The sequence below is a fragment of the Timaviella obliquedivisa GSE-PSE-MK23-08B genome, from assembly GCA_019358855.1.
Lineage (GTDB): Bacteria > Cyanobacteriota > Cyanobacteriia > Elainellales > Elainellaceae > Timaviella > Timaviella obliquedivisa.
The window spans coordinates 22,359-45,681 of the sequence record JAHHII010000005.1 but is presented as its reverse complement, the minus strand read 5'-3'; the positions used below and the strand labels follow the sequence as shown (position 1 = coordinate 45,681).

The following is a 23,323-nucleotide window of genomic DNA, read 5'->3' as shown; positions in this document are numbered from 1 at the left end:
ACGGTTCCCCAGTCTGCTTTGACAAGCAATAGGAGAACCGTTCCTGATCGGTATTACCCCTACTTAACAGAAACCTCAACCGCTTTTAAACGATTCCAGTACCGATGCTGAGCGATCGCTTGAACAAACGGTTTGACAACCTGGCTAACATCAGCCTTACCAGCTGTTACGACCCCTTGATCATCATGCACAGAGGAGTCGCCTAACGAAACACCCGTTAAACCAGAAGCTTGCAATAAATCTACTCCCTCCGCGGTTGCCGCAATAGGTTTGCAGTGTTTAAAGGCTTCCCTCACAAAGTGCAAGGCATCTTCAGATGATTTCAATGCCTCAATGCTTGCCTTACCACCTGGCACATAGATTGCATCAAACATCGCCGAAGCAGATGTCAAAAAGGTTTTATCAACCATTACCTCTTGACCCTCTACTGTTTTAATCTTACCGCCAAACTTTGACACAACTTCAGCCTCAACTCCTACTTCTTTCAATGCCTGCTTAAGTGCCATCAGTTGTGCTCCATCTGCCCCTGCTGCCGCTAGAATTGCGACTTTACGACCTTCGGCACCCTTTGCTGTATTTGCTTGACTCAGAGCCTCTGACTTTTGTCCGTGGTTAGAACTGACAGGTTTCTCAGGAGCAGGCATTCCTAGTCCTTCTGCAACTCGTTTTGCCAACTCATGGTCAACTGTATTAAAGCGATCGAGCATCCGTTGTTTAATTTCTGTTTGGCTAACCTTACCTAGCTCAAAGTGCGATGCCTCAACTAGATGATCTTTTTCGATCGCTGAAAGACTGTTCCAAAAAAGCGTTGCCTGACTAAAGTGTTCACTAAAACTAGGGCTACGCTCCCGAACTTTGGTGCCTTCCAGATGTTCAGGATAATGCACAAAAGCTTGCTCTACATCAGGAGAAGGGGCAGGACGGTTATCCCCTAAAGAGTTCGGCGAGTAGTTCACACGTGTTGTTTTGACTGCCATTTGCATTCGTCCATCCTGGTTGTTGTTGTGGAAAGGACAGACCGGACGATTAATGGGCAGATGATTGAAGTTAGGACTGCCTAAGCGATGCAGCTGCGTGTCGTGATACGAGAAGAGGCGACCCTGCAATAGTGGATCATCACTGAAGTCAACTCCAGGCACTACATTAGAAGGCTGAAAGGCAACTTGCTCCGTTTCTGCAAAGAAGTTATCGGGATTGCGATTGAGCACCATTTTCCCAATTATACGAACTGGAACTTGCTCCTCTGGAATGATCTTAGTGGAATCCAAAATATCAAAGTCAAATTTCGATTCCTCTCCGTCTGCAACAATTTGCACGCCTAGCTCGTATTCTAAGTAATGACCTTTCTCAATGGAATCCCACAAATCGCGACGGTGAAAATCTGGATCTGTGCCGGCTATTTTTTGGGCTTCATCAAATGTATGCGAATGGACTCCTGCAACAGGCTTCCAATGATATTTAACGAAGCTAGACTTTCCTTCTGCATTAATCCAACGAAAGGTATGAACTCCAAAACCTTCCATTGTTCGATAAGTTCTAGGCAAAGTGCGATCGGACAACAACCACATAATCATGTGCGTAGATTCTGGCACAAGCGAAATAAAATCCCAAAAGCTTGGATGTGCAGTGGAAGCCTGAGGCATTTCATGATCGGGCTCAGGTTTAACAGCATGAATGATATCTGGAAACTTAATAGCATCTTGAATAAAGAAGACAGGAATATTGTTACCTACAATATCGTAGTTACCTTCTTCAGTGTAAAACTTAACTGCAAATCCCCGGACATCTCGCACTGTGTCTGCTGCGCCTTTTGAGCCGCCCACAATTGAAAACCGGACAAAAACTGGAGTTTGGACCGCAGGATCTTGCAGAAACTTTGCCTTAGTAAACTCTGCCATTGACTCATAGGGCTGAAAGTATCCGTGTGCACCTGACCCTCTTGCATGAACCACACGTTCAGGAATACGTTCACGATCGAACGCCGCCAATTTTTCTTGAAATTGAAAATCTTCGTGTAGAGTAGAACCTCGCTCACCTATCTTCAAGGTGTTATCAGTATCGTCAATTTTGACACCTTGGTCAGTTGTTAGCTGCTCACCTGCCCCTTTTCGATAAATTTCAAGATTTTCATCTTTAGTGCCTTCATTAACCTGATTTCTCTGAGACATGGTAATTCAGCCTTCGATTTAGAACTGCTTTTAAGTTAACGTCATGCGCAGGTAAGCAGATTTATGTAATCACACATTCTGTTTCTACGTATACAAACTACTAGGCATGAGTAATCTACAAATTCGCTGGAGCGATCGCATCCCTCTAAAGCAAGAGAGGAACCACCCTCTAGAACTTTCTTATTTTTATGCAAAGGCTTTACTTAGAGTCGTGCTAAGTAGAGATGTTTACTTTTATACAACCCTTCTGCTGCAATAAGAAATTAGGTTTAATACTATAGACAGATAACATTAATACTTTGAAACAATTAGCTTAAAGCTGTCTACCAAGGATGCGATTCGAGCAGTCTTTTTACTAATCTAGAAGGTACCAACATGAAAACTACAACCGAGCGTCCTGCTATTACCGATGCTTATAATGGTCAAGATCGTAACGCTTTTCTGTTTGGGTTCACACCCCAGGCAGAGTTGTGGAACGGGCGCTTTGCCATGATTGGATTTCTTGCTTATCTACTTTGGGATTTGAACGGCGTTAGTGTTGTACGAGACTTGCTGCACTTATCTACTTCCTCAGTACAGTAGATAAATAGGCAACAACAAGGTAACAAGACCTGGCTTCTAAAGAAGTTAGGTCTTGTTACTTCTAACTTAAGGTTTAGAACCCAGGTTAAAATAAAGTTGTCAAGTTTCTAAGCTCCCACCTCAAGGAAACACTGAAATTTGATAAGTGAATGTCGCTAGATTGGCAATGCATCACAATTCTAGAGTAGCTCGGCTCATGGAGACATTGAAAGATTGCTTTTTTAGAGTAAATATTTATGGAAAAGCGAGTCTTAGTTATTGGCGGACGAGGACGAATTGGTAGTTGTGTCCTGGCTGACTTAATGGCTCATACCTCAGCAAATATGGTCATTACTGGGCGTAAACCTAATTCAAATCTTTTCTTAACAGAACAATTTTCAACAGACCACGATCGATCGCGAGTGAGTTATATCACACTGGATCTACTTGAGTATGAAAAATTAAAAACAGTGATAGCCCAAAGTGACCTTGTTGTTCATTGCGCAGGACCCTTCCGCCAGCGAGATACTTGGATATTACAATCCTGTATTGAAAACAGGGTTTCTTATATTGATGTGAGTGACGATCGCACCTTCACTCAAAAAGCGTTATCTCTCCATGAAATGGCGATTGCTTCAGGCGTGACTGCCGTGATCAACTCCGGTGTTTTTCCAGGTATTTCTAATAGTATGGTACGGCAGGGAGTAGAACAATTAGACACTGTTCGTAAGATTCACCTCAGTTATGTTGTGGGTGGGTCAGGCGGTGCAGGAGTCACCGTTATGCGCACAACATTTTTGAGTCTTCAGCAACCCTTTGAGGCGTGGATAGAAGGTCGATGGCAATCTGTGAATCCTTATACTGACCGAGAAATAATTGAGTTTCAGGCTCCTTTTGGTCGGGCAGGCGTTTACTGGTTTGATATGCCTGAATCTTTCACCTTAGTCAATAGTTTTCCTGTAGAAACTGTGATTACAAAATTCGGCTCTGTACCAGACTTCTATAACCATCTAACTTGGATAGTAGCTCATTGGTTTCCCGCGCAACTTATGCAGAATCCTAGAGCAATTGAGTTTTTAGCTCAGATTAGTCACAGAATGACAGGTATTAGCGATCGCTTTAGCGGTACAGGGGTAGCAGTTCGGTCAGAGATCACTGGAGAAAAAGAGGGGCGATCAGTTCGACAGTGTAGTAACTTTATACATGAAAGTGCGGCTGTGGCTACAGGTCAGGGGACAGGTAGTATTGCTCAGTGTATTTTATCTGGTCAACTGGTTAAGCCCGGCGTTTGGGCAGTTGAGCAAGCTCTAAGCACAGAATTGTTTGAGGAAATGATGCGAAGCCGTGGCTTAGCAATTAACCAAGCTTGGCTTTGAAAAAACTGACTTTTGAGTATGCAGTTTTATTACTTATTGAAGGAAAGTAACATGCACAGCTACACTTTTTCAGACTCTAACCTGTTTTATAAAACAGACGAAGGTTTTACACTAGTGAATAGTGGTTATATCAGTACTGCCAGCCAGTCTATGATAGTGCAGTCATCGGCAGAAAGTGAATTACCTAGCCGTACTGATCAGTTGTACGAATCTGATCTTGCTCAAAATAGTTTGCTCATTATTCCTTTAATAGGCTGGTTTGCTTTACTTACCTCTTTACTAATCTCATTCTTTAGATCTGAAAAAGTTATACCTATCTCTGGGCTTCAAGCGGCAAAACAAAAGGAATCTATTCTTACTAAACAGGCAATCCCCTGTGGAAAATGTCGTTACTTTTCTAGTAACTCCTATGTTCCTTGTGCAGTTCACCCTTCTAAAGCTCTAACTGTAGAAGCTGTAGATTGTGCTGATTATTGTTCTAGATAAGGAAGTTGATAGGTAGGCTCACTAAATAGTCCGCTGAACGGCTCTGTTATGGGTTACCGGATTACCAAACCAAAATATAAATAAAGAAAGGGCGATCGCTCCTAACTGCTGAGCGATCGCCTCATGATTTTTACCTGCAACAAAGAGCTTCTAAAGCTAATATTTTCAACTCAGCAATTGTGTACGTTTACTAGATATACACGCCTAACGGGAGCAAAGCTACTTTTCATCATTGGAGTCCGTAACTTTATTCACTAACTCTTTAGCCTGCTCAACCAATCCCCCTTCCTCAGGGTGATCTTTAAAGTATTCTTGCTCTTTCTTCTCGTATTCCCTTTCTATTCCTACTTTAGGATCTTCGACGATCTTTGTCATCTCGTTGTAGGCTTTAGTTGGACTTTCCGCAGCTTGATCTTTCTGAATTTCTTTAAGTGCCTGCTCGGGCGTGGAAACCTCAGCGAATGCAGATTGCACACCGCCATTAAACATGCCAGAAAAACTAATGAAGCCTACTAAAAGGGTAACGATAAAAGCCTTGTAAACTGATCTAATACTCGACAAAAAGTATTGCACTCAAAACACTCCTACTCTTTCGATAAAACCTATCAATTAAAAAGGGCAACATGATACGTTCAGTTGCCCTACCTAACTTTTGTCCATGGGCACAAATTAGTATTCTTAAACTGTTCTGCTGCGAGTAATCAAATTCCAAAGGAAGACAGCAAGGATAGCTCCTAGAACTGCAACGAATACACCAGGAATACTAAGAGAGGTAGCAGTTAGCTGAACCGCTCCAGTCTGAAAGAAGGTCAATAAGCTTCCTCCAATAAATGCACCAATAACTCCTAAAATTATCGTTCCTAAAATTCCACCACCCTGAGAACCAGGATAGATTGCCTTAGCAATTGCTCCTGCCAAAATTCCAAGTATAATCCATGCAATAAGATTCATAGTTAAGACCCTCAAAAACTTTGCTTGTAAATAAACTATACCGAAACTATTTTGTTGCCTCTTCTGCCTTAAGAGATAGATTTACAGGAGATGAATTGAACACAGAATAGTCTGCTGTTGAGACGCTCCAAGTTATCTTCTCTCTAAACCTTCTCTCAGAAATAGGAGAAACGTACGGCAGTACTGTATGCCATAGCTTATCCCAATCATCTCACATAAATCTCAGCCTAGACTTAAGGTTGAAAACCCATGGCTGTCTTACGCTTCACCTTACTTCTAGACTTATCCTTACCAACTTCTAACAAGGCTTCTTGGAACAGATTGTGGAGATGCAACGGCACGCTTGCAATCTCAGGTAAGATCGGTTCTAACGGTTGATTGAATTCTTGCAGAAGTCGATCGAGATCGGTTTTAAGATTGAAGTCAGAACGCTCTAAAGCAAATTGCAATGCCTTTTCTAAAGAGACAGGATATTGCTCTGCCAATCTGTACCAGATATGGGCATTTACCTGGGGATCTCGAAGACATTGGAGAATAAGAGTTTGTGTCGTAGGCTCTAGCTGCTGTGATTCGAGAGTAGCTTTTAGCTCCGAGTAGGTGCTTAGAAAAGTTTGTCCCCAACGAGGATGGGTTAGTGCTGTAACATGCGCTGCTTTCTTAAGGGAGTTAGGCAACTCAACAGTTGGATTGACCATCTTGGCAGGTGGTTGCTCTGTCAATTGCTCTGTCCCCAAGATTTCCTTTGCAACTTCATCTGGCGGCAGTCCTGCTTCTTCAGCAAGTTGCGAAAGTGTTTTAGAGCTATCAATACCCGCCGCCTCTAACCGCCGTTGAGTCAGCACTTCTTGAAAAGATGTTAGTTGCTTTGCCCATTGGTATCCGGGTAAGGTTAATTCATCAGTGTTAAAGAAATCAACGAAATCTTGGTGGTATTGCTCTACCGATCGCCATGCTTCAGTCAATAGCTCTGGCGCGTCACTGTATAAATATTTGCCATAGCACTGCTTGAAATTACCGATCGCTACTGCTAGCTTAGGTTTACCTAACTTGCCCAAGCCAACGATTTTGGAGCAAATCCACTCCTGATCTGTGACAGGAGTAAGGTAAGTCAACAATATTTCTCCAGATGTCAACCTTGTCAATTGAGCTTCAGGGATCTGAACCTGATAATGCTTCGCAGTCAACCAGTTCATTAACTCTAATCCACCAGGCAAAACCTGAACCACTACAAATAAGCCTGGAAAACTACGATGCCACTGCTTAAGTAGCTGACGATCGCTTTCTGTAAGTTGAGGTTCGTGCTCTAAAAACAAATCAATTGGCGTTTGATTACCTACTTTTCCTGTAATTAAAAAAGACTCTGTCACCATCTCATAGGGCATTAAATTTTGAGCAGGCGACTGAGCAACTTGGGCAAGCTGGGTAGCACTGTAAGATTCTAGAGAAGTCGCTAATTCTCCTTCTGCATCTAATACAAAATCAATCAGGTCTTGCTTTAGGGCGATCGCTCGTGTAAAAATGTCGTCCACTCTTTAACCTCATGCTTGCAAGTTCATCGCTCAGTCTACCTCTTAAGACTGAAAACGAGAAGTGTCTTGAGATAGATGATTTTTAGAGTAACTGTTCTGTTGTAGCAGGTAGTTTTACAACAAATTTGCTGCCCTTTCCAGTCGTAGACGCAACATTAATCTTGCCAGAGTGCGCTTCAACAATTCGACGAGATAAATACAGCCCTAAACCGCTACCAGAGCGGCGATGCTTACCCGGACGAAATCTTTCAAATAGATGAATTTGATCATCCGATTCAATTCCTGTCCCAGTATCTTCAACTTCAATACTAATCCAAGGTTTTGATGCGTTGACTTGACCATTAGTCTGATTATCATCATTCTCATCTAACGAAACAACAACGCGCACCTCAATAGTTCCTTGTTCGGTAAATTTAATGGCATTGCCAATAAGATTGATCAAAACCCGACGTAGCTCAAGGCGATCGCCCATGACAACACTCATCTCATCATCTCCATCAAGGATTCTGAAGTCAGACTTTAGGTCTAAGTTTTTCTCTTCAGCTAAAGGCTTAAGTTCTTGAATAACGTCACAGGTTAATTGCCAAAGGTTACAGGGACAGGCTACTAAGGATTTTTGCCCAGCATCGTAACGATGAACCTCAAGTAAAGTGTTAGTCATTTGTAAGAGGCTTTTGTTACTACGCACCATGACAGCGATCGCGTCTTTCATGTCAGGAGAGAGTTCACAGAATGCCTCTTGTAAAAATAAGTTCAGCATTCGATCGGCAGCAACCAGGGGAGTTCGTAAGTCATGAGTCAGGCGAGAAACAAAGTCCTCCCTCTGGCGCATCATCAGTTCACGCTCATCAATGCTGTGCTTCAAACGGAGGAGCGATCGCACTCGTGCTAGCAATTCTTCTGGATCGACAGGCTTTCGGACAAACTCATCTGCACCTATATCTAACCCTTCTACAACGCTAGAATGATCAAAAGCAGTAATTAAGAGGATAGGAATAAAAGGCAAGGCAGAATTTTTACGGATGTGTTGCGTTACCTCATAACCATTCATGCCTGGCATCATCACATCCAACAGAATCAAATCAGGAGGAGACTGCTCAACATGCTTAAGCGCACTAGCACCATCTTCCGCAGTATGAATGTCATAGCCTTCCTCCGACAAGATGGCTTCCAGCAAAAGTAAATTGTCTGGGGTATCGTCAACTGCTAGAATTGAGTCAATTTTGGACAGTTCAGTAGAAGACATGCAATGACCTAAAGTTTACTCCTCAATCTATCTTAAGGAGGTCTATTATAAAACTCAATCACTCTTTAGATAGAATTCTATTTATATGCACACTTTAAGGTCATGCCCTTCTCTAAATCATTCTCTTAGTTAAGACAGAAAGACTTTGATGGATAGTTTCAAGAGCAAAGAAACTAACGCTAAGCCAGAGTAAACTGAACTTTTAAAGTCTTCTTTTAACTCTGTTCTCTTACCTATTTAGGGAGAGCTAATATCAGGACAAATTTCAGGCTCTGCTAGCTAATTGCTGATTCAAGATCTTCTTCCAGACAGCCCAGGATCACTCTGCACAAATCTAGGAATATCAATTCTGAACAACGAACCTTGCCCTAGCTGGCTCTGAACCGTAACCTCACCCCCCATCATTTCCACTAACGATCGCGTAATCGCTAGCCCTAACCCCGTGCCACTATACTTACGGTTGATAGTTTGATCTATCTGTTGAAACATCTCAAAAATATATTCTAAGTCAGCAGGGGCAATGCCAATTCCTGAGTCTTGAACAGCGATCGCCACTCTGCCAGGTTCCGGTTCACTTAGCTCAATAGAAATTTCTCCAGAATCTGTAAACTTGATAGCATTAGAAATTAGGTTTACTAACACTTGCCGAACGCGCATTGAGTCGTTAAAAGCCCGACTATGGGACAAAGTAGAACGGACTCGAATCGGTAGTTTTTTTTCATCTGCTAAAGATCGCAACTGCCCGATCGTTGTTTCTAAAAGCTGGAGCAGATCACAAGGCTCAGGTCTAAGTTCTAAACGACCTGCCTCAATCTTTGAGAGGTCTAAAATATCGTTGACTAACTCTAAAAGACTTCGACTGTTTGATAAGATTCGTTCTACCATCGTTTGCTGATGGATATTAAGCCCTCCCTTGCTCTGGCGCAGTAACACCTGAGAAAACCCAATAATAGCATTCATAGGAGTTCTCAACTCATGAGACATCGTTGCTAAAAACTGAGATTTAATCCGTGAAGCTTTAAGTAATTCTAAGTTCTGCAACTCGATCTTCTGCTTTTGCTTTTTCAGTTCTTCGTTTTGTTGAGACAACAGTTCATTGCTTGTTTGAAGCTGTTGATAGGCTAAGTTTGCTTTTAGCTCCGCTCGATAAACCCGCACGGCATTTTTTAGAATAGAAGCTAATCGATCAGACCCAATTTTGGATTTTGATAGATAGTCGCTTGCACCTGCTTTCATACACTCAACAGCAATTTGTTCATCGCCTTGCCCTGTTAAAACAATCAGCGGAACTTTAATGCCTGCGCCTCGCAAAACCTGAATTAACTCCAGTCCGTCTTGATCAGGAAGAGAGTAATCGAGGAACACAGAGTCAAAGGAGGAGGTTGTCAGCGCCTGAACCGCTTCCGCAGCAGTTGTGGCTTCAACTTGCTCCATCAAAACGCCAGATTTTTTGAGGGCACGGCTAACAGTTAGGCGATCGACCTCGTCGTCATCTACAATTAAAACCCTAAGCTGGTCTTCCATGAGCCTCACACCTGCCCTACGGCATTTTCGATAGCGTCCAATATTTGTTTAGAACAGCCATCAATTCTACAAACTCAGAGAATTGAACTGGCTTCAACAAATATCCTGCTATATTAAGTTGACTAGCTTCGACCCGATCTTGCTCTGCGGCAGAGGTAGTCAAAACCACAACTGGGATAGACTTCAAGTTAGAATCAGCCCGCAATGCCTGCAAAAACTCTATGCCGTTCATTCGAGGCATATTCAGGTCGAGCAAGATTAAGCGACGATAGTCGGGGACGATAGAAGGCTGACCGTCAGTGCCACGCAGCATCTCTAGTGCTTCTAACCCATTGGCAGCGAAGTACAGTGGATTAGTAATCTTGTTCTTTTTAAAGGCTCGCTTGACGTTAAGGATATCTACCTCATCGTCTTCTACTAACAAAATATTGATAGTGCTATCAGGAGAGGTAGGTGACATTTCAAAAAAGTTTAAGTTACAAGCTAAATTTTTTATCTTCTAATTTTATACAAACGATGTGCCTTGGCACGTCAGTCATTGGTTAGACTTACATCATTAATCGCTCTGTCTCGTCGGTATAGCGATCGCTCCGCTATTAAGGTACGGATGCGGTATGCCAAGTAAAGATGAACTTTGCCCCTTCTCCGGGCTGCGATTCTACCCAGACTTTACCTCCTTCTAACTCTACAAGCTTTTTGACAATGGATAGACCAATTCCAGTATTTTCTGTTTTATCGCGGGCATCCAGGGTTTGAAAAATCGTGAATATTTTCTTTTGATGTTGTGGAGCAATTCCAGGACCATTATCAGCTACTGTAAATTCGCAAAGCTGATCTCGAACGTCTACTGTAATTTGAATTTTCGCATCAAGGCGATCGCAGTGCTTAATAGCATTGCTGAGCAGATTAGAGAAAACTTGACTCAAAGACAATCGTCTAGTTTGTATTATTGGCATTGGCGCAACTTCAATCACAAAGTTAGGCGGAGGAGCCAACAAATCAATCACTTCTGTCAATAATTCTGCTACATTAACTGATTCTACAGAAACCTTATCTCGCCCCACGCGCGAATACTCCAACAGCCCATTAATTAAGGCATCCATTCGCTGAACTCGTTTACGCAGAAGCTGCATGTGTCGCTGTCCTTCCTCAGGAAGCTGTCCATCTAAATCTTCTTCAATCCATTCTGAAAGATTAGCGATCGCCCGTAATGGGGCTTTCAAATCATGAGACGACACATAGACAAATTGATCTAACTCTTGATTGCGATCGGCTAGCATCATATTGGTTTGAGCCAAAATTTGGTTTAGCTGTGCCACATTCTGAGATTGCGCTTGCAGCTTTCTAATTCCTAACTGCCGAGATTTTTCAATACGGTCAAATAGATAAATGGCTGCTAGCGAAGCCAAAATGCTAATGGCAATCATGACAAGTTGCACCCAGCCCCGCAGTTCCTCTTGCTGATTCAACAACTGTTGACGAATTTCAAGTGAGCGCCGCTCTTCTAGTTGAAACTGGCTAATATCTAACCTTAGCTGATCCATAATCTCTTTTTCTCGGGTCAAAAGAGCGCTCTTTGGGCTAGAAGACTCTGCTGTTGGGGTTAATGCTCCGCTACGGTTAATTCCCTCTGATAACAACTCAAGTTCTTGTCGAATTTTCTGCTCTATAACTAATACTTGTTGCGTTTGCTTAGAATTATTTCGTACTAGCTTTTTCAGATTGCTAATTGAGGTGGGTAACGATTGCATGGCATTAGTATAAGGCTCTAAAAACTCTTCTTCACGAGTGCTCCTATAGCCACGAGCACCCGTTTCGGCATTAAGAAGCAAGATTAAAAGGTTACTACTTTCTAGTAAGACATCCTGTGTATGAATAATATATCTCGTTGCTACCATCATGGAATACCGCAAATAAACAGAGGTTCCTAAAAACAAAAGTAAACAAATAACGGGAACCGTAATCACAAGAACTCCTCGGCGACGCAGTGACATGCGTGTCCAAAAGTTCCTCCAAGAATGATGCAAAACCACTATTTTTTGCAGTAAGTTGATACAAACTTATCCCAGACAAAACTGCCATTTAAATCTTAATTTATCATCTATCTATAGGCAGATTTTAACTGTAAACAGATTTTAAGCAGTACTTGTTGCTCGTTAGATTGTATTAATGGCTCTCATGATTAAACAAAACTTAGATTTTCTTACCCTTAATTCTTTTCACAAAAGGAAAAAATGAGCTTAAAAACTTTTCCATTCCAATAAGTCCTTCTTTTTTATTTACAAGAAGAGCCTATTAAAGAGTAACTAAGCGATTGTTTGTCAATGATTATGCCGGACGGTAGATGGCTACAGGGGTAATTGTCTGTAAGGTAAAGCCAGACTAAGTGGTAGTAATGCTGGGTAAGAAATGAGTAAAATCAAGGTCGTTTTAATTGAAGATCACGACTTGACTCGTATTGGGCTTAAAACAGTCTTACAAGCTCAGGAAAACATTCAAGTGGTGGGAGATGCAGCCAATGCTACCCAAGGTTTGCAGCTCTTACAGAACTATCGCCCTGATGTGGCAATGGTAGATATTGGATTGCCCGATCTTGATGGAATCGAGCTTACCCGCAGGTTTCGGCAGTGGCAGGTTCAGTTAGAAGATTTTGGTACTAAGGTTTTAATCCTGACGATGCATGATGGGCAAGATTCTGTGTTGGCAGCTTTTGCGGCAGGTGCAGATTCTTACTGCATGAAAGATATTCAGGTAACTCAGTTAGTTGAAGCTATTCAATCTACAGCTTTGGGTCAATCTTGGATAGATCCAGCGATCGCCAGTGTCATTCTTGGGCAAGTTCGGCGCGATGTCGCAGCAGAGGCTTCAAACTCACGGGGCAAAACTGTCGAAATTAGTGCAGTAGGCAGTGGCTATGAGCCATATTTAGGAAATACGCCCTTAACAGCTAGGGAATTAGAAATTTTAGAGTTAATAGTAGCAGGCTGTAGCAATGCTGACATTTCACAGCGACTGTATATTACGATTGGCACAGTCAAAACTCATGTCCGTAATATTCTCAATAAACTCAGTGCCGATGATCGGACTCAAGCTGCTGTCAGAGCCTTGCGATCGGGCTTAGTCACATAATTGAGTCACATATCATTGAGTTACATAAAGTATTGTAGAACGTAGATTCCCTCTTTTGAAAGATGCCTAAATGCGTACATAAGGTTTCAATTATATGAGCCTTATTAGTTTTGCACAGGCGAGGGACATTATGGTTAACAGCCCTAATTTATTAAATGATATTTGGATAGGCGCAACTCAGTTAGTTCAGTTGCCACCTAATGCCGTGGATCCTTTGGGCAGTGCAGGGACTGTTGTTGCTCCAAATGCTGCAACCGTTGTGTTTTCAAGCCCACAATTTTTCATCGCTTTAATTTCTGGGATTGTCTTGGCATTCGGCTTCCAGCTTCTCCTGACAAACCTTTCGGTGGCTGCTGGCATTTCTTATCTAGGTAATTGGTCTAAGCCTAATGAGCGACTTCATAATCATTCAGACAGTCGCTCAGACCATCACTCTACCCATCACTCCCATCCTGATGAGAATGGCTCAAGCGGCAGTAAAAAAATCCGTTTAGCCGTGGGATTGTGGACAGTAATTAGTGTCAGCTTAGCGTTATTTTTTGCATGTTTCCTAGCTGTTAAGCTTACGCTAATTCAAAGTGCACTTCTAGGAGCCATTGTTGGATTAGTTATTTGGGGCGCTTATTTCTCATTGTTAGTCTGGATTAGCTCAACTACTGTGGGTTCTTTAGTTGGCTCTTTAGTCAACACTGCGACCTCGGGGTTTCAAGCAATTGTAGGGACGGCAACGGCTGCTCTGGGTGCCGCTGCAACAAAGAATCAAATTGTTTCTACGGCAGAGTCGGCAGTAGCAGCAGTGCGACGAGAATTAACTTCAGGCATGGATCCAGAAACGCTGCGGGAGAATATAGAGGAATATCTTAATAAATTGCGTCCTCCCGCGTTGGATGTTCAAAGCGTTCGTCAGGAATTCGAGAAGCTACTAGATGATCCTGAACTAAGAGCGATCGGTAACCCCGAAGATTTACGTCAAGTCGATCGCGCTACCCTGGTTAACCTCATTAGCAGTCGCACTGACTTATCTAAGCGTGAAGTTGACAGTCTTGCAGATCAGCTTGAAACGGCTTGGCAACAAGCGATCAACAAGATGCATAAGCCTGACCCCTTGAGAGAAGTGACAGACTATCTCAAAACTGTTAAGACAGGACAGTTTTTACCTCAAGAACTAGGGCAGCGTTTGAATGGACTACTGAATACTGTTGGACAAGGAGGTCAGTCTGCTCAGGGCGCGCAATCACCTGCGGCAGGTGCATTGCTGAGTGGTCTTATGGGCATTGTTCTCAATCGAGTCGATCTGTCAGATCTAGATGTAGGACGGATGGTTGAGCAGATTAAGAGCACTCCGCTGGGTGAGAAGACAGACAAAATGCTCAAAAAAGAAGCTCCCTACAGCGTCATTCGTGCTGATGTTGAGGACTATTTACTCAATACTTACTCTTGGCAACTCACGCCTGAAAGTATCCAGAAAGATTTTCGAGCCATTATTTATGATGAGTTTGCTGATGCTAGTAGTGTTCGCCGAGAAGTGGAGATGCTAAACCAGCAGGAGTTTGCGAACTTGTTGCAATCACGGGGGGTGTTTGTACAAGACCAGATTACTAGACTTGCTCAAACGCTAGAGACTGTACGTTTAGATGTCTTACGCGAAGTCAGCGAAATTGAAGAAACCGAAAAAGCCTATTCCCTGAAAACACAGTTGGAAGACTTCCTGCGATCTTCACCTAAAGAAGGGCTGGTTAATTCGCCGGCGTTGGGTGCATCACTTCGTCCCATTTTGCAAGACTCAGAGGCTGAAAAGCTGCGATCGCGACTCGTTCCGTTTAATCGTGATTTCTTAATCGATCTACTTAACTCTCGGAATGATTTAACAACTACAGAAGTTGCACAGATTACTACTGAAATTGAGCGTGCCTTTGAGGTGGCAGTAGCCGATGCACAAGGTGTACAACAGGCAATGCAAACACGAGTATCGACTCAGTGGCAACGAGTTGAAGACTATTTGCGTAATACGGGTAAAGAAGAGCTTAATCCAGAAGGTATCCAGCGTGATTTACAGAAGCTAGTAGACGATCCTCAGGTGGGTTTGTCTCGCTTACGCGATCGTGCTTCTCATTTAGATAGGGATACGCTGGTAAAGCTTTTAAGTCAACGCAATGACTTAAGTGAATCAGAGGTCAACAACATTATTGATCAGTATCAATCAACGCTTCAAAACATCCTTAAAGCGCCGAGACGGTTAGCGACTCGTACCCAGTCGAAAGTACGGGATTTCAAAACTGGCTTAGAAGATTACCTGCGCAATACGCAAAAGGAAGAACTAAGCCCTGAAGGAATTCAGCGTGATTTGAAAACGCTGATGAGTGACCCTCGATTAGGAATAGAAAAACTGGGCGATCGCCTTTCTCATGTCGATCGTTCTACCTTGATTGCCCTGCTCTCTCAGCGCCAAGATTTATCTGAGGCAGAGGCAAACGCTATTGTCGATCGGGTGCTAGCAACCCGTGATCAGTTAATGGCTCAGATGCAAGCAGTTCAGCATCAAGTCCAAGCTGCGGTAGAGAGAGTTCTCGATCGTGTTCGCAACTACCTTAATTCTCTCGATCGTCCAGAGTTAAATTATGACGGTATTAAACAAGAAGTTCGCACCCTATTTGATGATCCTCAGGCAGGCTTCGATTCTCTGCGCGATCGCCTGTCGTCGTTTGATAAGGATACTCTAATTGCTCTTCTCAGCTCACGGGATGACATTTCCAAAGCAGATGCAGAACGAGTGTTTGAACAAATTGACCGGGCGCGCAGTAGCGTTTTACAACGTGCCGAACGACTACAGCAACAGGTTCAAAATCGCTTAGATGATGTTAGGTATCAAGCGCAGGTACAGGTTGAAGAAACCCGTAAGGCAGCCGCAACAGCCGCTTGGTGGCTATTTGCAACCGCTTTAACTTCAGCCATTGTTTCAGCGATCGCTGGGAGTCTAGCGGTATCTCCCATCGTCTATTAATTTAGTCAGTAATTTAGTCACTAAGTTCACAGAAGATGTCCTCATTCCTGTTTTTCTTCTTAAGGAAACGCTAGGAATGAGGACATCTTTTGTACTAATATTCAAATATGCCATTATTTAGCTCTTGTGTTCATTCAAAATTCTATCAATGACAGATAACACGCCAACCCAAGGTCAAACTGAGAGAACACTTTCCCAGCGAATTCAAACGTTTTACCGAACTCATTTAGGTCTTCAGCCAAGTAAGGTAACCTGTCAGCTGATGGATGAAAAAGTGACGATCGTCCTAGAAAACTCAGTCACTCGTCCAGAGCAAATTTTAGCGGAAGCCGATGAACTGCTTGCCCAACAAGTTCGTAAAGACCTAGATGCAGCTATTAGACCTCAACTTCAAGATCTAATTCAAGAAGTTCTCAACGTTGAGGTGCTAGACATCTTAAGCGACACTACCTTGGAGACAGGTCGCATGGGCATCATTGTCATTTTGGCAAAGAAACCTACCGTTCGAGAGTCTACGACAAAAGCTAAAGCCAAGTCCTCATCTTCGTCTTTATCTCCTGCCTCGTAACAGAACCTTTCTCATTGACCTCGTCATCTGTCATTTGACGGATGTTTAAAGGTATTGACTTCTCGTATTATTGTCTCAATGAAGACAAGTCATTTATATCTTTAGCAAGAGGTCGCTTTCATGTCTGATACAAATGGGGTCATGATGCAATACTTCCACTGGTATAGCCCAGCGGATGGTTCGTTGTGGAACCAGTTAACGGCATCTGCCAAAGATCTAGCAAAAGCTGGAGTCACTTCTCTTTGGCTTCCTCCCGCCTACAAAGGTACGGGCGGTGGAATGGATGTAGGATACGGCGTTTATGATTTATTTGACTTGGGAGAATTTGACCAGAAGGGTTCAGTCAGAACCAAATATGGTACCAAGGATGAATATATCCGAGCCATCAAAGCGGCTCAGGATGCAGGAATTCGGATTTATGCCGATGCGGTCTTCAACCACAAATTAGGTGCAGATCATGAAGAAGAGGTACAAGCTACCCCTTTTCATCCTGAGGATCGCAATGCCCCGATTGGCGAGTATCAAACTATCAAAGCTTGGACACACTTCACCTTCCCAGGTCGTAATGGCAAGTACTCCACAATGGAATGGCATTGGTGGCACTTTGACGCGATCGATTACAATGCCTATAACTCAGATGAGAACGCAGTCTACCTGCTAAAAGGCAAATCATTTGACGACAACGTTGATCAAGAAAAGGGAAACTTCGACTACCTGATGGGTTGCGACCTGGATATGGATAATCCCGAAGTTTCTGGTGAATTAAAGTATTGGGGTGAGTGGTACGTTAACACGACAGGTGTAGATGGTTTCCGCTTCGATGCTGTTAAACATATCTCCGCAGACTTCTTTCGGGAATGGTTAGCACACGTTAGCCACGTCACTCAAAAAGAACTTTTTGGAGTAGGCGAATACTGGTCATATGATGTTGAGACACTTCATTCATTTGTTGAAACGACCAACGGTAAAGTGACTCTGTTTGATGCCCCCCTTCATTACAATTTTCATGTGGCAAGTCAAGCAGGCAATGATTATGACTTACGGCAAATTTTTGACAATACCCTGGTTCAACAGCAACCTGCATTGGCGGTTACATTAGTTGAAAACCATGACTCTCAACCTTTACAGTCATTGGAGTCGGTTGTCGAATCTTGGTTTAAGCCCTTGGCATACTCTTTAATTTTGTTACGCCGAGAAGGTTATCCTTGCGTGTTCTATGCCGATTATTATGGTTCACACTATAAGGACACAGGCAATGACGGTAATGAGCATGAAGTTTGGCTGGACAAGCATAAATGGCTCCTTGATAAGTTCCTCTTTGCCCGTCAAACTTATGCTTATGGCGATCAGTACGACTACTTTGATCACGCCAATGTGATTGGCTGGACACGGCTAGGCGATGATGAGCATCCAGGCGGTGTGGCAGTGGTTTTGAGTAATGGTGATGATGGCAGCAAATATATGGAGATAGGTCAACCTAATCAGGTTTACGTTGATTTAACTGAGCATATTGATGAACCTGTCACCACAAATGACGAAGGATGGGCAGAGTTCCGATGTAAAGGTGGCTCTGTTTCAGTCTGGGTGCCACAAACTTAAGTCAGTCGATCTTAGGTCAGCAGATCGACCATTTTAATCTCTCTAGGGGCGCAAAAGCTGCGCCCTTTTTAATTTTTATTCACCTTGGTTCGACTTTGACTTTAAATGACGAAGAATGACTTCTTCCACTTCTTCCAGCATGTAGGGCTTACTAATATAGTCCACAAAACCTGCCGATAAAAGTAGAGCGCGATCGCTTAAAGTTGCTAAAGCTGTGACTGCTACGACTGGGATGTCACAAGTTAAAGGATTTTGCTTAAGGTAATATAAAAAATCTATTCCGTTCAAGTCAGGCAGTAAAATGTCGAGCAGAATCAGTGCAGGAGGAAGAATCGCAACCAGCTTCAAGGCTGCCCAGCCGCTAGCTCGTCCAATAAACTCAATGTTACAAAATTCTACCGTATAGCTCAGTAGCAACAAATCATCTGGATTGTCATCTACACATAGCACAAAAGGCTGATTTGAGTCTCTCAGCAGCGCTTCTGGTAAATCACAATAGCTACCTTCTAAATCAAAAGGTTCAGAGGGATTAACAACCTCTTCGGAGAAAATCATCGGCAAAATTCCGTAAAAACACTAATTGACCTCTAGAACAATCTAGAAAAGGTATTTATCTAACAGCGCTCAGGATTAGATAAAATTAGCTTTTGCCCACTCTCCAAAGGTTAGAAGTTCTTTTGCTCTGTTTTAGTTTAGGAAAAGAATACTTTAAGCTAGGAGCATTAAATCATCTAAAAAAATTATAGAGCAAAAAATCATGATGCTGACTTTTGCCATAAACCGTTTAATTAGCTGATAAATTCCTGTTAATTTTTAAAGGCAAGCCCTGCTTTCGGAAAGAAGGCAGGGCAGCCAAATTGTACTGTAATAATGAAAGATGAAATTCTTAAATGACCCCTACACCTTTGCCTCGATCGTCATGATCTGTACTCAGCTTACCATCCTCGTTCGTCTGGTTGACCTCTTCCATCTCTTCAGCCCGCTCTGCTGCTAATGCAGCTTCTTTTTCCCGCAGATCGCCAGGTACTTCATAATACATTTCTGGTTCAACAGCAAAATTATTAGCCAAACCTTCTTTGTCTACTGTATAGCCTCCTACAGTATCAATGCTATCGTCATTACCGGGAGCATCTGGGCGGTTTTTGTACCCTTCTCCTTCTCGCTCCTTGCGTGCAGCCGTCTCAGCAGGGATAATCCCTCTGTCATAGGTATCTGGAGTACCACTTTGATTACTCTCAGTGGAGTCTTTTGGATTACTCATAATACGATAAACCGTTAACAACTCACATTAGTATTAACCTAAATGCTCAAGCAGTCTTCTATCTTAAGGAAGAAGGTAGCCAAGAGCACTTTTTTCATTAATGAACAAAAGTATAGACCTACTCTCTACTCTTCTTTTCAAGACAGGAGAGGTTAGATTTGTCTGGCTTCTTTTCTGAAAAGATGAAAGGGTAGAATTTACATTCTATATTTCAACATTGCTAAGTAGCTTTTTCAAGACAACAAAATTAATGATCAAATGTCCGCCACACAATAACAGGAAGCTAATTCCCTATACTTCCTGGCATTTTGCTTTAAAGTTACTAAGTTAGAGAGGCTCGACCTGGATGAGGTGCCTCAATGTCCTCCCTTGAGAGCTTAGGTGTTTCAGTGTAAACAGAACTCAATAGAACCTCTAAAACTCCTGCCTGACGAGAAACCTCGATCGCCTGGTGAGTAATTAATTCACCCACGTTCAGAATAACTTGATCTTGTTGGTCTAGAATAACGCGATTAACCGGACGACCTAAAGCGCCCACAATCCGCTTTTGCTCGATCGCTTGACTGCTCCGATCTTGAAAGTTAGCCATTCCTGTTTTAAGCTGTCGCCACACGTGGTTAGCTTCTACCTTGAGCTTTTGTGCTCCTTCTTGCAATTGATCTTCAGCTTTATTTGCTCTGACTCGAAAGCGATCGCCTGTCACCATAGCCATACCATTAGCTCTTGAGTGGGCAGCATTGTGGGTCGAAAGCCCAACTGCTTGTAGCAACGCTTCCTCTTGATGAAATCTTCGAGCGAATTTGACGACTGAGTCACTCACAATTTGTCCAGGTGCTGCAATAATGAAGCCATCTTCCGAGCGAACAAACTGCTGTACGCGATACCCTTTTGCTTCTTCAACAGCCTGTCCTGCTAGGGCACTGTTGAATTTTCCGCCTAAATTTTGGGAAAGACTACTACTAGACTGCTTCAGCTTCCCTCCTGCATCTTGCAGCTTTTCGCCAGTAGATTGCATGGTTTCTTGCACTTTTTCACCTGCAACTTGCATTGCTGCCTTGATTCCTCCAACCTGCTCTTCCATCAATAAAGCAGTTTCCACCGGGACAAACGCAACATCTTTGCCGATTTTGAGCGTTTTTGGAGTAGGTACAAATGATCGACCAGAGTAAGCATCAGCAAACATTCCTCCCGATACTTCGTATCCTTCTACTATCCCTGTCTCATTGTCAAAGTACAAATCAACCATTGTGCCCAGGTTGCGACCATCTGTAGTAAGAATGCGCGTTCCTTTAAGCACGTTATTGTACTCTAGAATTTTGGAGATTTCAGGAACCTGTTTAGCATCAAAAACATGATCTTTAGACGGAATAATAACCGCATCGGCTCCGATCGCCAATACGTCTTTTAGCAAAAGGACATGAGGGCTACTAAACCAGCCCCCTTCTGTGATCAAGAATCCTAACAGTTGATTGCTGTTCTGATCAAAAATCAAGTCCTTAACTGTATCAATTCGCCGTCCTGTACTGTATGAAACAACAGGCTTACCAATAACTTCATTACCCTTACGCATAATATTTAACGTCCTAGTCTTTATTTTTGAAGAGATTTAGATACAACAGATTGATCTGAAGAGACATCATAGCTGTTGAAGTTCAAAGCAGCTTTATCTTTCCCAAAACCAGGAACAACATTGATGACTCCTACATACTCTAAGCCTACTGCTATAGCGATCGCAGTCAGGGCTAGTAAGCTTACATGCAGACCTTCATTGGATTGCTTTCCTGCTAACCTTGGCATAACGTTTCCTCTACTGAATTATTGCAATTATTTTTTAGTATCTATATATAAGCACTTTACTTAGACAATTTCCTCGCTCCTCAGAGGTAAAGTACTCATATTGAATCACCCAATAGGCTGAATAATCTATGGTAATTTATAGCTTGCTACTCGAATAACGAGTTTACCGTTACTCGGGTCTTGACTAAAGATGAAAGCACCTGATTCAGTTTCATGACTCGACAAGAAATCGATCCGTTGCTCTCCTGTTTCTGCAACTGCACCGTTGAGGGTAAGTTCCGCAACAACTTGGACAGATTCTGCTGTATCATCTCCCTGATTAATTACTTCAAAGGGAACATGAAATTGTCCTGAAAGTTCTTGAGGTGGCTTAACAGTTACTACTGGGTTGGGCGGTGCCTGCTCACGCTTACCGAACCAAAGATAGCAAACTAAACTAACGAGAGTCGCCAAAAATAAAGCAGCAACACTAAAGCTAATTTGTTCAGCCACCGATCGCGGCTGTTGACTCTCTAAAGAACTACTCTCAGACGGCTTATTACCAGAAGAAGGAACATTACTCATATAGACAGTCTACCTGCTGCACCACCAATAGTTGCAGGCAATCCTAAGAGCAACGTATAGCTTAGCCACATTGATCCAGGGTCGTTGAAGGATAGCTGCTGGAAAAACCAAAGCATCATTGCAGCGGCTACTAAAGAGAGTAAATATGACATAATAGTTTCACTTAACGGACTTTGAAAAAGCCCGCGTTGCTGTTGGCGCTTGCTCTTATTCGCAAAATTAGCCTCAAACACAATTCCATAAGAAATTAGTAAAGAGACTGCAATAGTGGCTAAGAGCCAAACCTCTGAGGTTGCTGCTGCTAGCATGGGAATTTCATCAGTTGGAGCAATACTGAATGCAATGATAATAGCTCCTATCAAAGTTGCACCAATATCAGCAAAAGTCTCGCTTATCTCAGGCTTTGGAGCTTCAACTTGCGAAGTGCTAGCTTGCTTTGAAGGCTGAACTCGATTTTCGTCTGGATTGCTACTCAAAAATTGATTGGAGAGAGCTACACCCAAGGAAAAAGGAACGCTCTCAAAGATCACCTTACCCAGTGCTTCACTCAACTGAGTCTCCAGGGTGACTTCTTGCAATATTATTAGCATGATGCTCGTACAAATTAAACCGATCGCAACTGTTTCAACCGTATCTCTGGCTGCATTGACAAAACTTATATTTGCAGTTCGACGGAAGCCTTCTGTGCGATTCAGAAAAAAAACGATCGTCCACGTTATGGCGATCGCTAAAAGCATTAAAATTGGAGAAACGGTAGACCCAATCCACCAGACTTCCATCGTGTAAAGCAAAGGAATACCAAATAAGAATCCTCCACAGGCACCTCGTGTAATATCTTCCAATTCACGAGTCCAGTTAGCTCTTTGTCTTCTACGACTTCTTTTCATAATACCAAGGTGCCCGTAACTCGACTTTTACTCAGGATTGCCTAGACCAGGATGATCGCTAGGCTCAACGTCAGGAACAATTGCAGGACGTTCCTTATCTTCCCAACCAGGAGGGCGCTTCGAGTTGTACCAGGCAACAGAGCCAATTCCAGTAGCGGCAAGAAAACCAATGACTGCCACTGCGATTAAAGCATCAGAGGAAAGTGCCTGCTCTTTGGCAATCGTGTCAGGGGCGATCGCCTCAACTAATAACAAAAACGATGCGGTTAAAGTGTTGATCATAAGGGGAACCTTACTAAATTCCTTTAGGGTAAACGTGTAGGATCTAAAATTCAGCGCATCACTTGTAAAGATGATGCGCTGAATAACTTAGCGCTCTAATGCGTCAATTTAGTCAACAACCTTTTTAACTTCGTCTTTCGCATCTTCAACGCCGTGGCGGACTTTAGATTCAGCTTGCTTTGCTTTGCCCTCAGCTTTGTCTTGGGGATCTCCTGTCACTTCACCCATCGCTTCCTGAGCTTTGCCTTCTATGTTTTTAGCAACTGCTTTAGCCCGATCTTCAATACTCATAACTACTCCTGGAGAATTCAAATTGACTTCTATAATCTATCTAAGGTTTCAGATTAACTCATCCCCTAAAAGATAGAGATGTCTGTAAAGCCTCTGTCCACCG

At 42.9% G+C, this 23,323-nt stretch carries 23 protein-coding genes; 7 read left to right on the top strand and 16 right to left on the bottom strand.

All coding sequences use genetic code 11. From position 1 onward, the window contains the following. Positions 1 to 59: 59 nt before the first annotated feature. On the bottom strand, positions 60 to 2,168 hold the full coding sequence (locus tag KME11_10875) for a catalase (protein ID MBW4515717.1): 2,109 nt from the start codon (positions 2,166 to 2,168) through the stop codon (positions 60 to 62). A 375-nt stretch (positions 2,169 to 2,543) separates the two neighbouring features. Between KME11_10875 and KME11_10870 the strand changes: the two genes are divergently transcribed. The 3 genes from KME11_10870 (at position 2,544) to KME11_10860 (ending at position 4,591) form a co-directional block, all read left to right on the top strand. Beyond that, a complete protein-coding gene (locus tag KME11_10870) occupies positions 2,544 to 2,750 on the top strand; it encodes a high light inducible protein (GenBank protein ID MBW4515716.1) in 207 nt (68 codons plus the stop codon). Between the two features lie 236 nt (positions 2,751 to 2,986). Then, positions 2,987 to 4,105, top strand: coding sequence for a saccharopine dehydrogenase NADP-binding domain-containing protein (locus KME11_10865; GenBank protein MBW4515715.1), 1,119 nt, complete (start codon positions 2,987 to 2,989; stop codon positions 4,103 to 4,105). A 51-nt stretch (positions 4,106 to 4,156) separates the two neighbouring features. Then, positions 4,157 to 4,591, top strand: coding sequence for a hypothetical protein (locus KME11_10860; protein MBW4515714.1), 435 nt, complete (start codon positions 4,157 to 4,159; stop codon positions 4,589 to 4,591). A 219-nt stretch (positions 4,592 to 4,810) separates the two neighbouring features. Here KME11_10860 and KME11_10855 read toward each other — a convergent pair whose 3' ends face one another. From KME11_10855 to KME11_10825, 7 genes are all read right to left on the bottom strand, one after another. Further along, on the bottom strand, positions 4,811 to 5,080 hold the full coding sequence (locus KME11_10855) for a hypothetical protein (GenBank protein MBW4515713.1): 270 nt from the start codon (positions 5,078 to 5,080) through the stop codon (positions 4,811 to 4,813). Positions 5,081 to 5,269: 189 nt separating this feature from the next. Further along, positions 5,270 to 5,542: a GlsB/YeaQ/YmgE family stress response membrane protein gene (locus KME11_10850; protein ID MBW4515712.1), complete on the bottom strand. Its 273-nt coding sequence runs from the start codon at positions 5,540 to 5,542 to the stop codon at positions 5,270 to 5,272. Between the two features lie 233 nt (positions 5,543 to 5,775). After that, positions 5,776 to 7,071, bottom strand: a complete 1,296-nt coding sequence (locus tag KME11_10845; protein ID MBW4515711.1) for a hypothetical protein — start codon at positions 7,069 to 7,071, stop codon at positions 5,776 to 5,778. Positions 7,072 to 7,153: 82 nt separating this feature from the next. Further along, complete coding sequence (locus tag KME11_10840) at positions 7,154 to 8,317, bottom strand: hybrid sensor histidine kinase/response regulator (GenBank protein ID MBW4515710.1); 1,164 nt, start codon at positions 8,315 to 8,317, stop codon at positions 7,154 to 7,156. Positions 8,318 to 8,608: 291 nt separating this feature from the next. Continuing rightward, entirely contained in the window at positions 8,609 to 9,841 is a 1,233-nt protein-coding gene (locus KME11_10835) for a response regulator (protein ID MBW4515709.1), read from the bottom strand. A 16-nt stretch (positions 9,842 to 9,857) separates the two neighbouring features. Further along, positions 9,858 to 10,301: a response regulator gene (locus tag KME11_10830; protein ID MBW4515708.1), complete on the bottom strand. Its 444-nt coding sequence runs from the start codon at positions 10,299 to 10,301 to the stop codon at positions 9,858 to 9,860. Positions 10,302 to 10,437: 136 nt separating this feature from the next. Further along, positions 10,438 to 11,835: a CHASE3 domain-containing protein gene (locus KME11_10825; protein MBW4515707.1), complete on the bottom strand. Its 1,398-nt coding sequence runs from the start codon at positions 11,833 to 11,835 to the stop codon at positions 10,438 to 10,440. A 415-nt stretch (positions 11,836 to 12,250) separates the two neighbouring features. Here KME11_10825 and KME11_10820 point away from each other — a divergent pair, with 415 nt between their 5' ends. The 4 genes from KME11_10820 to KME11_10805 all read left to right on the top strand — a co-directional run bounded on the left by KME11_10820 (position 12,251) and on the right by KME11_10805 (position 18,138). After that, on the top strand, positions 12,251 to 12,970 hold the full coding sequence (locus KME11_10820; protein MBW4515706.1) for a response regulator transcription factor: 720 nt from the start codon (positions 12,251 to 12,253) through the stop codon (positions 12,968 to 12,970). Between the two features lie 130 nt (positions 12,971 to 13,100). Next, positions 13,101 to 15,971 (top strand): MFS transporter, encoded by a 2,871-nt coding sequence (locus KME11_10815; protein MBW4515705.1) that lies wholly within the window; start codon positions 13,101 to 13,103, stop codon positions 15,969 to 15,971. A 148-nt stretch (positions 15,972 to 16,119) separates the two neighbouring features. Next, positions 16,120 to 16,539: a DUF2294 domain-containing protein gene (locus tag KME11_10810; GenBank protein ID MBW4515704.1), complete on the top strand. Its 420-nt coding sequence runs from the start codon at positions 16,120 to 16,122 to the stop codon at positions 16,537 to 16,539. A 120-nt stretch (positions 16,540 to 16,659) separates the two neighbouring features. Next, positions 16,660 to 18,138, top strand: a complete 1,479-nt coding sequence (locus tag KME11_10805; GenBank protein MBW4515703.1) for an alpha-amylase — start codon at positions 16,660 to 16,662, stop codon at positions 18,136 to 18,138. 75 nt (positions 18,139 to 18,213) lie between these two features. On the opposite strand, the gene KME11_10800 is transcribed toward KME11_10805, so the two are convergent. The 8 genes from KME11_10800 to KME11_10765 form a co-directional block, all read right to left on the bottom strand. Beyond that, a complete protein-coding gene (locus tag KME11_10800) occupies positions 18,214 to 18,693 on the bottom strand; it encodes a response regulator (protein MBW4515702.1) in 480 nt (159 codons plus the stop codon). A 331-nt stretch (positions 18,694 to 19,024) separates the two neighbouring features. After that, positions 19,025 to 19,399 (bottom strand): hypothetical protein, encoded by a 375-nt coding sequence (locus tag KME11_10795; GenBank protein MBW4515701.1) that lies wholly within the window; start codon positions 19,397 to 19,399, stop codon positions 19,025 to 19,027. 322 nt (positions 19,400 to 19,721) lie between these two features. Further along, positions 19,722 to 20,969, bottom strand: coding sequence for a PRC-barrel domain-containing protein (locus KME11_10790; protein ID MBW4515700.1), 1,248 nt, complete (start codon positions 20,967 to 20,969; stop codon positions 19,722 to 19,724). Positions 20,970 to 20,989: 20 nt separating this feature from the next. Beyond that, complete coding sequence (locus KME11_10785; protein MBW4515699.1) at positions 20,990 to 21,196, bottom strand: hypothetical protein; 207 nt, start codon at positions 21,194 to 21,196, stop codon at positions 20,990 to 20,992. A gap of 126 nt (positions 21,197 to 21,322) precedes the next feature. Beyond that, positions 21,323 to 21,760: a TIGR02588 family protein gene (locus KME11_10780; GenBank protein MBW4515698.1), complete on the bottom strand. Its 438-nt coding sequence runs from the start codon at positions 21,758 to 21,760 to the stop codon at positions 21,323 to 21,325. Continuing rightward, the gene (locus KME11_10775; GenBank protein ID MBW4515697.1) at positions 21,757 to 22,647 is read right to left on the bottom strand and encodes a TIGR02587 family membrane protein; all 891 of its coding nucleotides are present in this window, start codon (positions 22,645 to 22,647) and stop codon (positions 21,757 to 21,759) included. Before KME11_10775 ends, KME11_10780 begins: the two co-directional genes overlap by 4 nt. A 27-nt stretch (positions 22,648 to 22,674) precedes the next feature. Beyond that, positions 22,675 to 22,869, bottom strand: coding sequence for a hypothetical protein (locus KME11_10770; GenBank protein ID MBW4515696.1), 195 nt, complete (start codon positions 22,867 to 22,869; stop codon positions 22,675 to 22,677). A gap of 168 nt (positions 22,870 to 23,037) precedes the next feature. Further along, the gene (locus tag KME11_10765; GenBank protein MBW4515695.1) at positions 23,038 to 23,220 is read right to left on the bottom strand and encodes a CsbD family protein; all 183 of its coding nucleotides are present in this window, start codon (positions 23,218 to 23,220) and stop codon (positions 23,038 to 23,040) included. Positions 23,221 to 23,323: the final 103 nt, after the last annotated feature.

Coding starts and splice junctions, on each gene's coding strand:
- KME11_10860 (MBW4515714.1), top strand. CDS start 4,157: ATGCACAGCTACACTTTTTCAGACTCTAACCTGTTTTATAAAACAGAC.
- KME11_10865 (MBW4515715.1), top strand. CDS start 2,987: ATGGAAAAGCGAGTCTTAGTTATTGGCGGACGAGGACGAATTGGTAGT.
- KME11_10820 (MBW4515706.1), top strand. CDS start 12,251: ATGAGTAAAATCAAGGTCGTTTTAATTGAAGATCACGACTTGACTCGT.
- KME11_10840 (MBW4515710.1), bottom strand. CDS start 8,317: ATGTCTTCTACTGAACTGTCCAAAATTGACTCAATTCTAGCAGTTGAC.
- KME11_10855 (MBW4515713.1), bottom strand. CDS start 5,080: ATGTTTAATGGCGGTGTGCAATCTGCATTCGCTGAGGTTTCCACGCCC.
- KME11_10835 (MBW4515709.1), bottom strand. CDS start 9,841: ATGGAAGACCAGCTTAGGGTTTTAATTGTAGATGACGACGAGGTCGAT.
- KME11_10775 (MBW4515697.1), bottom strand. CDS start 22,647: ATGAAAAGAAGTCGTAGAAGACAAAGAGCTAACTGGACTCGTGAATTG.
- KME11_10765 (MBW4515695.1), bottom strand. CDS start 23,220: ATGAGTATTGAAGATCGGGCTAAAGCAGTTGCTAAAAACATAGAAGGC.
- KME11_10810 (MBW4515704.1), top strand. CDS start 16,120: ATGACAGATAACACGCCAACCCAAGGTCAAACTGAGAGAACACTTTCC.
- KME11_10830 (MBW4515708.1), bottom strand. CDS start 10,301: ATGTCACCTACCTCTCCTGATAGCACTATCAATATTTTGTTAGTAGAA.
- KME11_10800 (MBW4515702.1), bottom strand. CDS start 18,693: ATGATTTTCTCCGAAGAGGTTGTTAATCCCTCTGAACCTTTTGATTTA.
- KME11_10795 (MBW4515701.1), bottom strand. CDS start 19,399: ATGAGTAATCCAAAAGACTCCACTGAGAGTAATCAAAGTGGTACTCCA.
- KME11_10870 (MBW4515716.1), top strand. CDS start 2,544: ATGAAAACTACAACCGAGCGTCCTGCTATTACCGATGCTTATAATGGT.
- KME11_10875 (MBW4515717.1), bottom strand. CDS start 2,168: ATGTCTCAGAGAAATCAGGTTAATGAAGGCACTAAAGATGAAAATCTT.
- KME11_10805 (MBW4515703.1), top strand. CDS start 16,660: ATGTCTGATACAAATGGGGTCATGATGCAATACTTCCACTGGTATAGC.
- KME11_10850 (MBW4515712.1), bottom strand. CDS start 5,542: ATGAATCTTATTGCATGGATTATACTTGGAATTTTGGCAGGAGCAATT.
- KME11_10790 (MBW4515700.1), bottom strand. CDS start 20,969: ATGCGTAAGGGTAATGAAGTTATTGGTAAGCCTGTTGTTTCATACAGT.
- KME11_10785 (MBW4515699.1), bottom strand. CDS start 21,196: ATGCCAAGGTTAGCAGGAAAGCAATCCAATGAAGGTCTGCATGTAAGC.
- KME11_10815 (MBW4515705.1), top strand. CDS start 13,101: ATGGTTAACAGCCCTAATTTATTAAATGATATTTGGATAGGCGCAACT.
- KME11_10780 (MBW4515698.1), bottom strand. CDS start 21,760: ATGAGTAATGTTCCTTCTTCTGGTAATAAGCCGTCTGAGAGTAGTTCT.
- KME11_10825 (MBW4515707.1), bottom strand. CDS start 11,835: ATGTCACTGCGTCGCCGAGGAGTTCTTGTGATTACGGTTCCCGTTATT.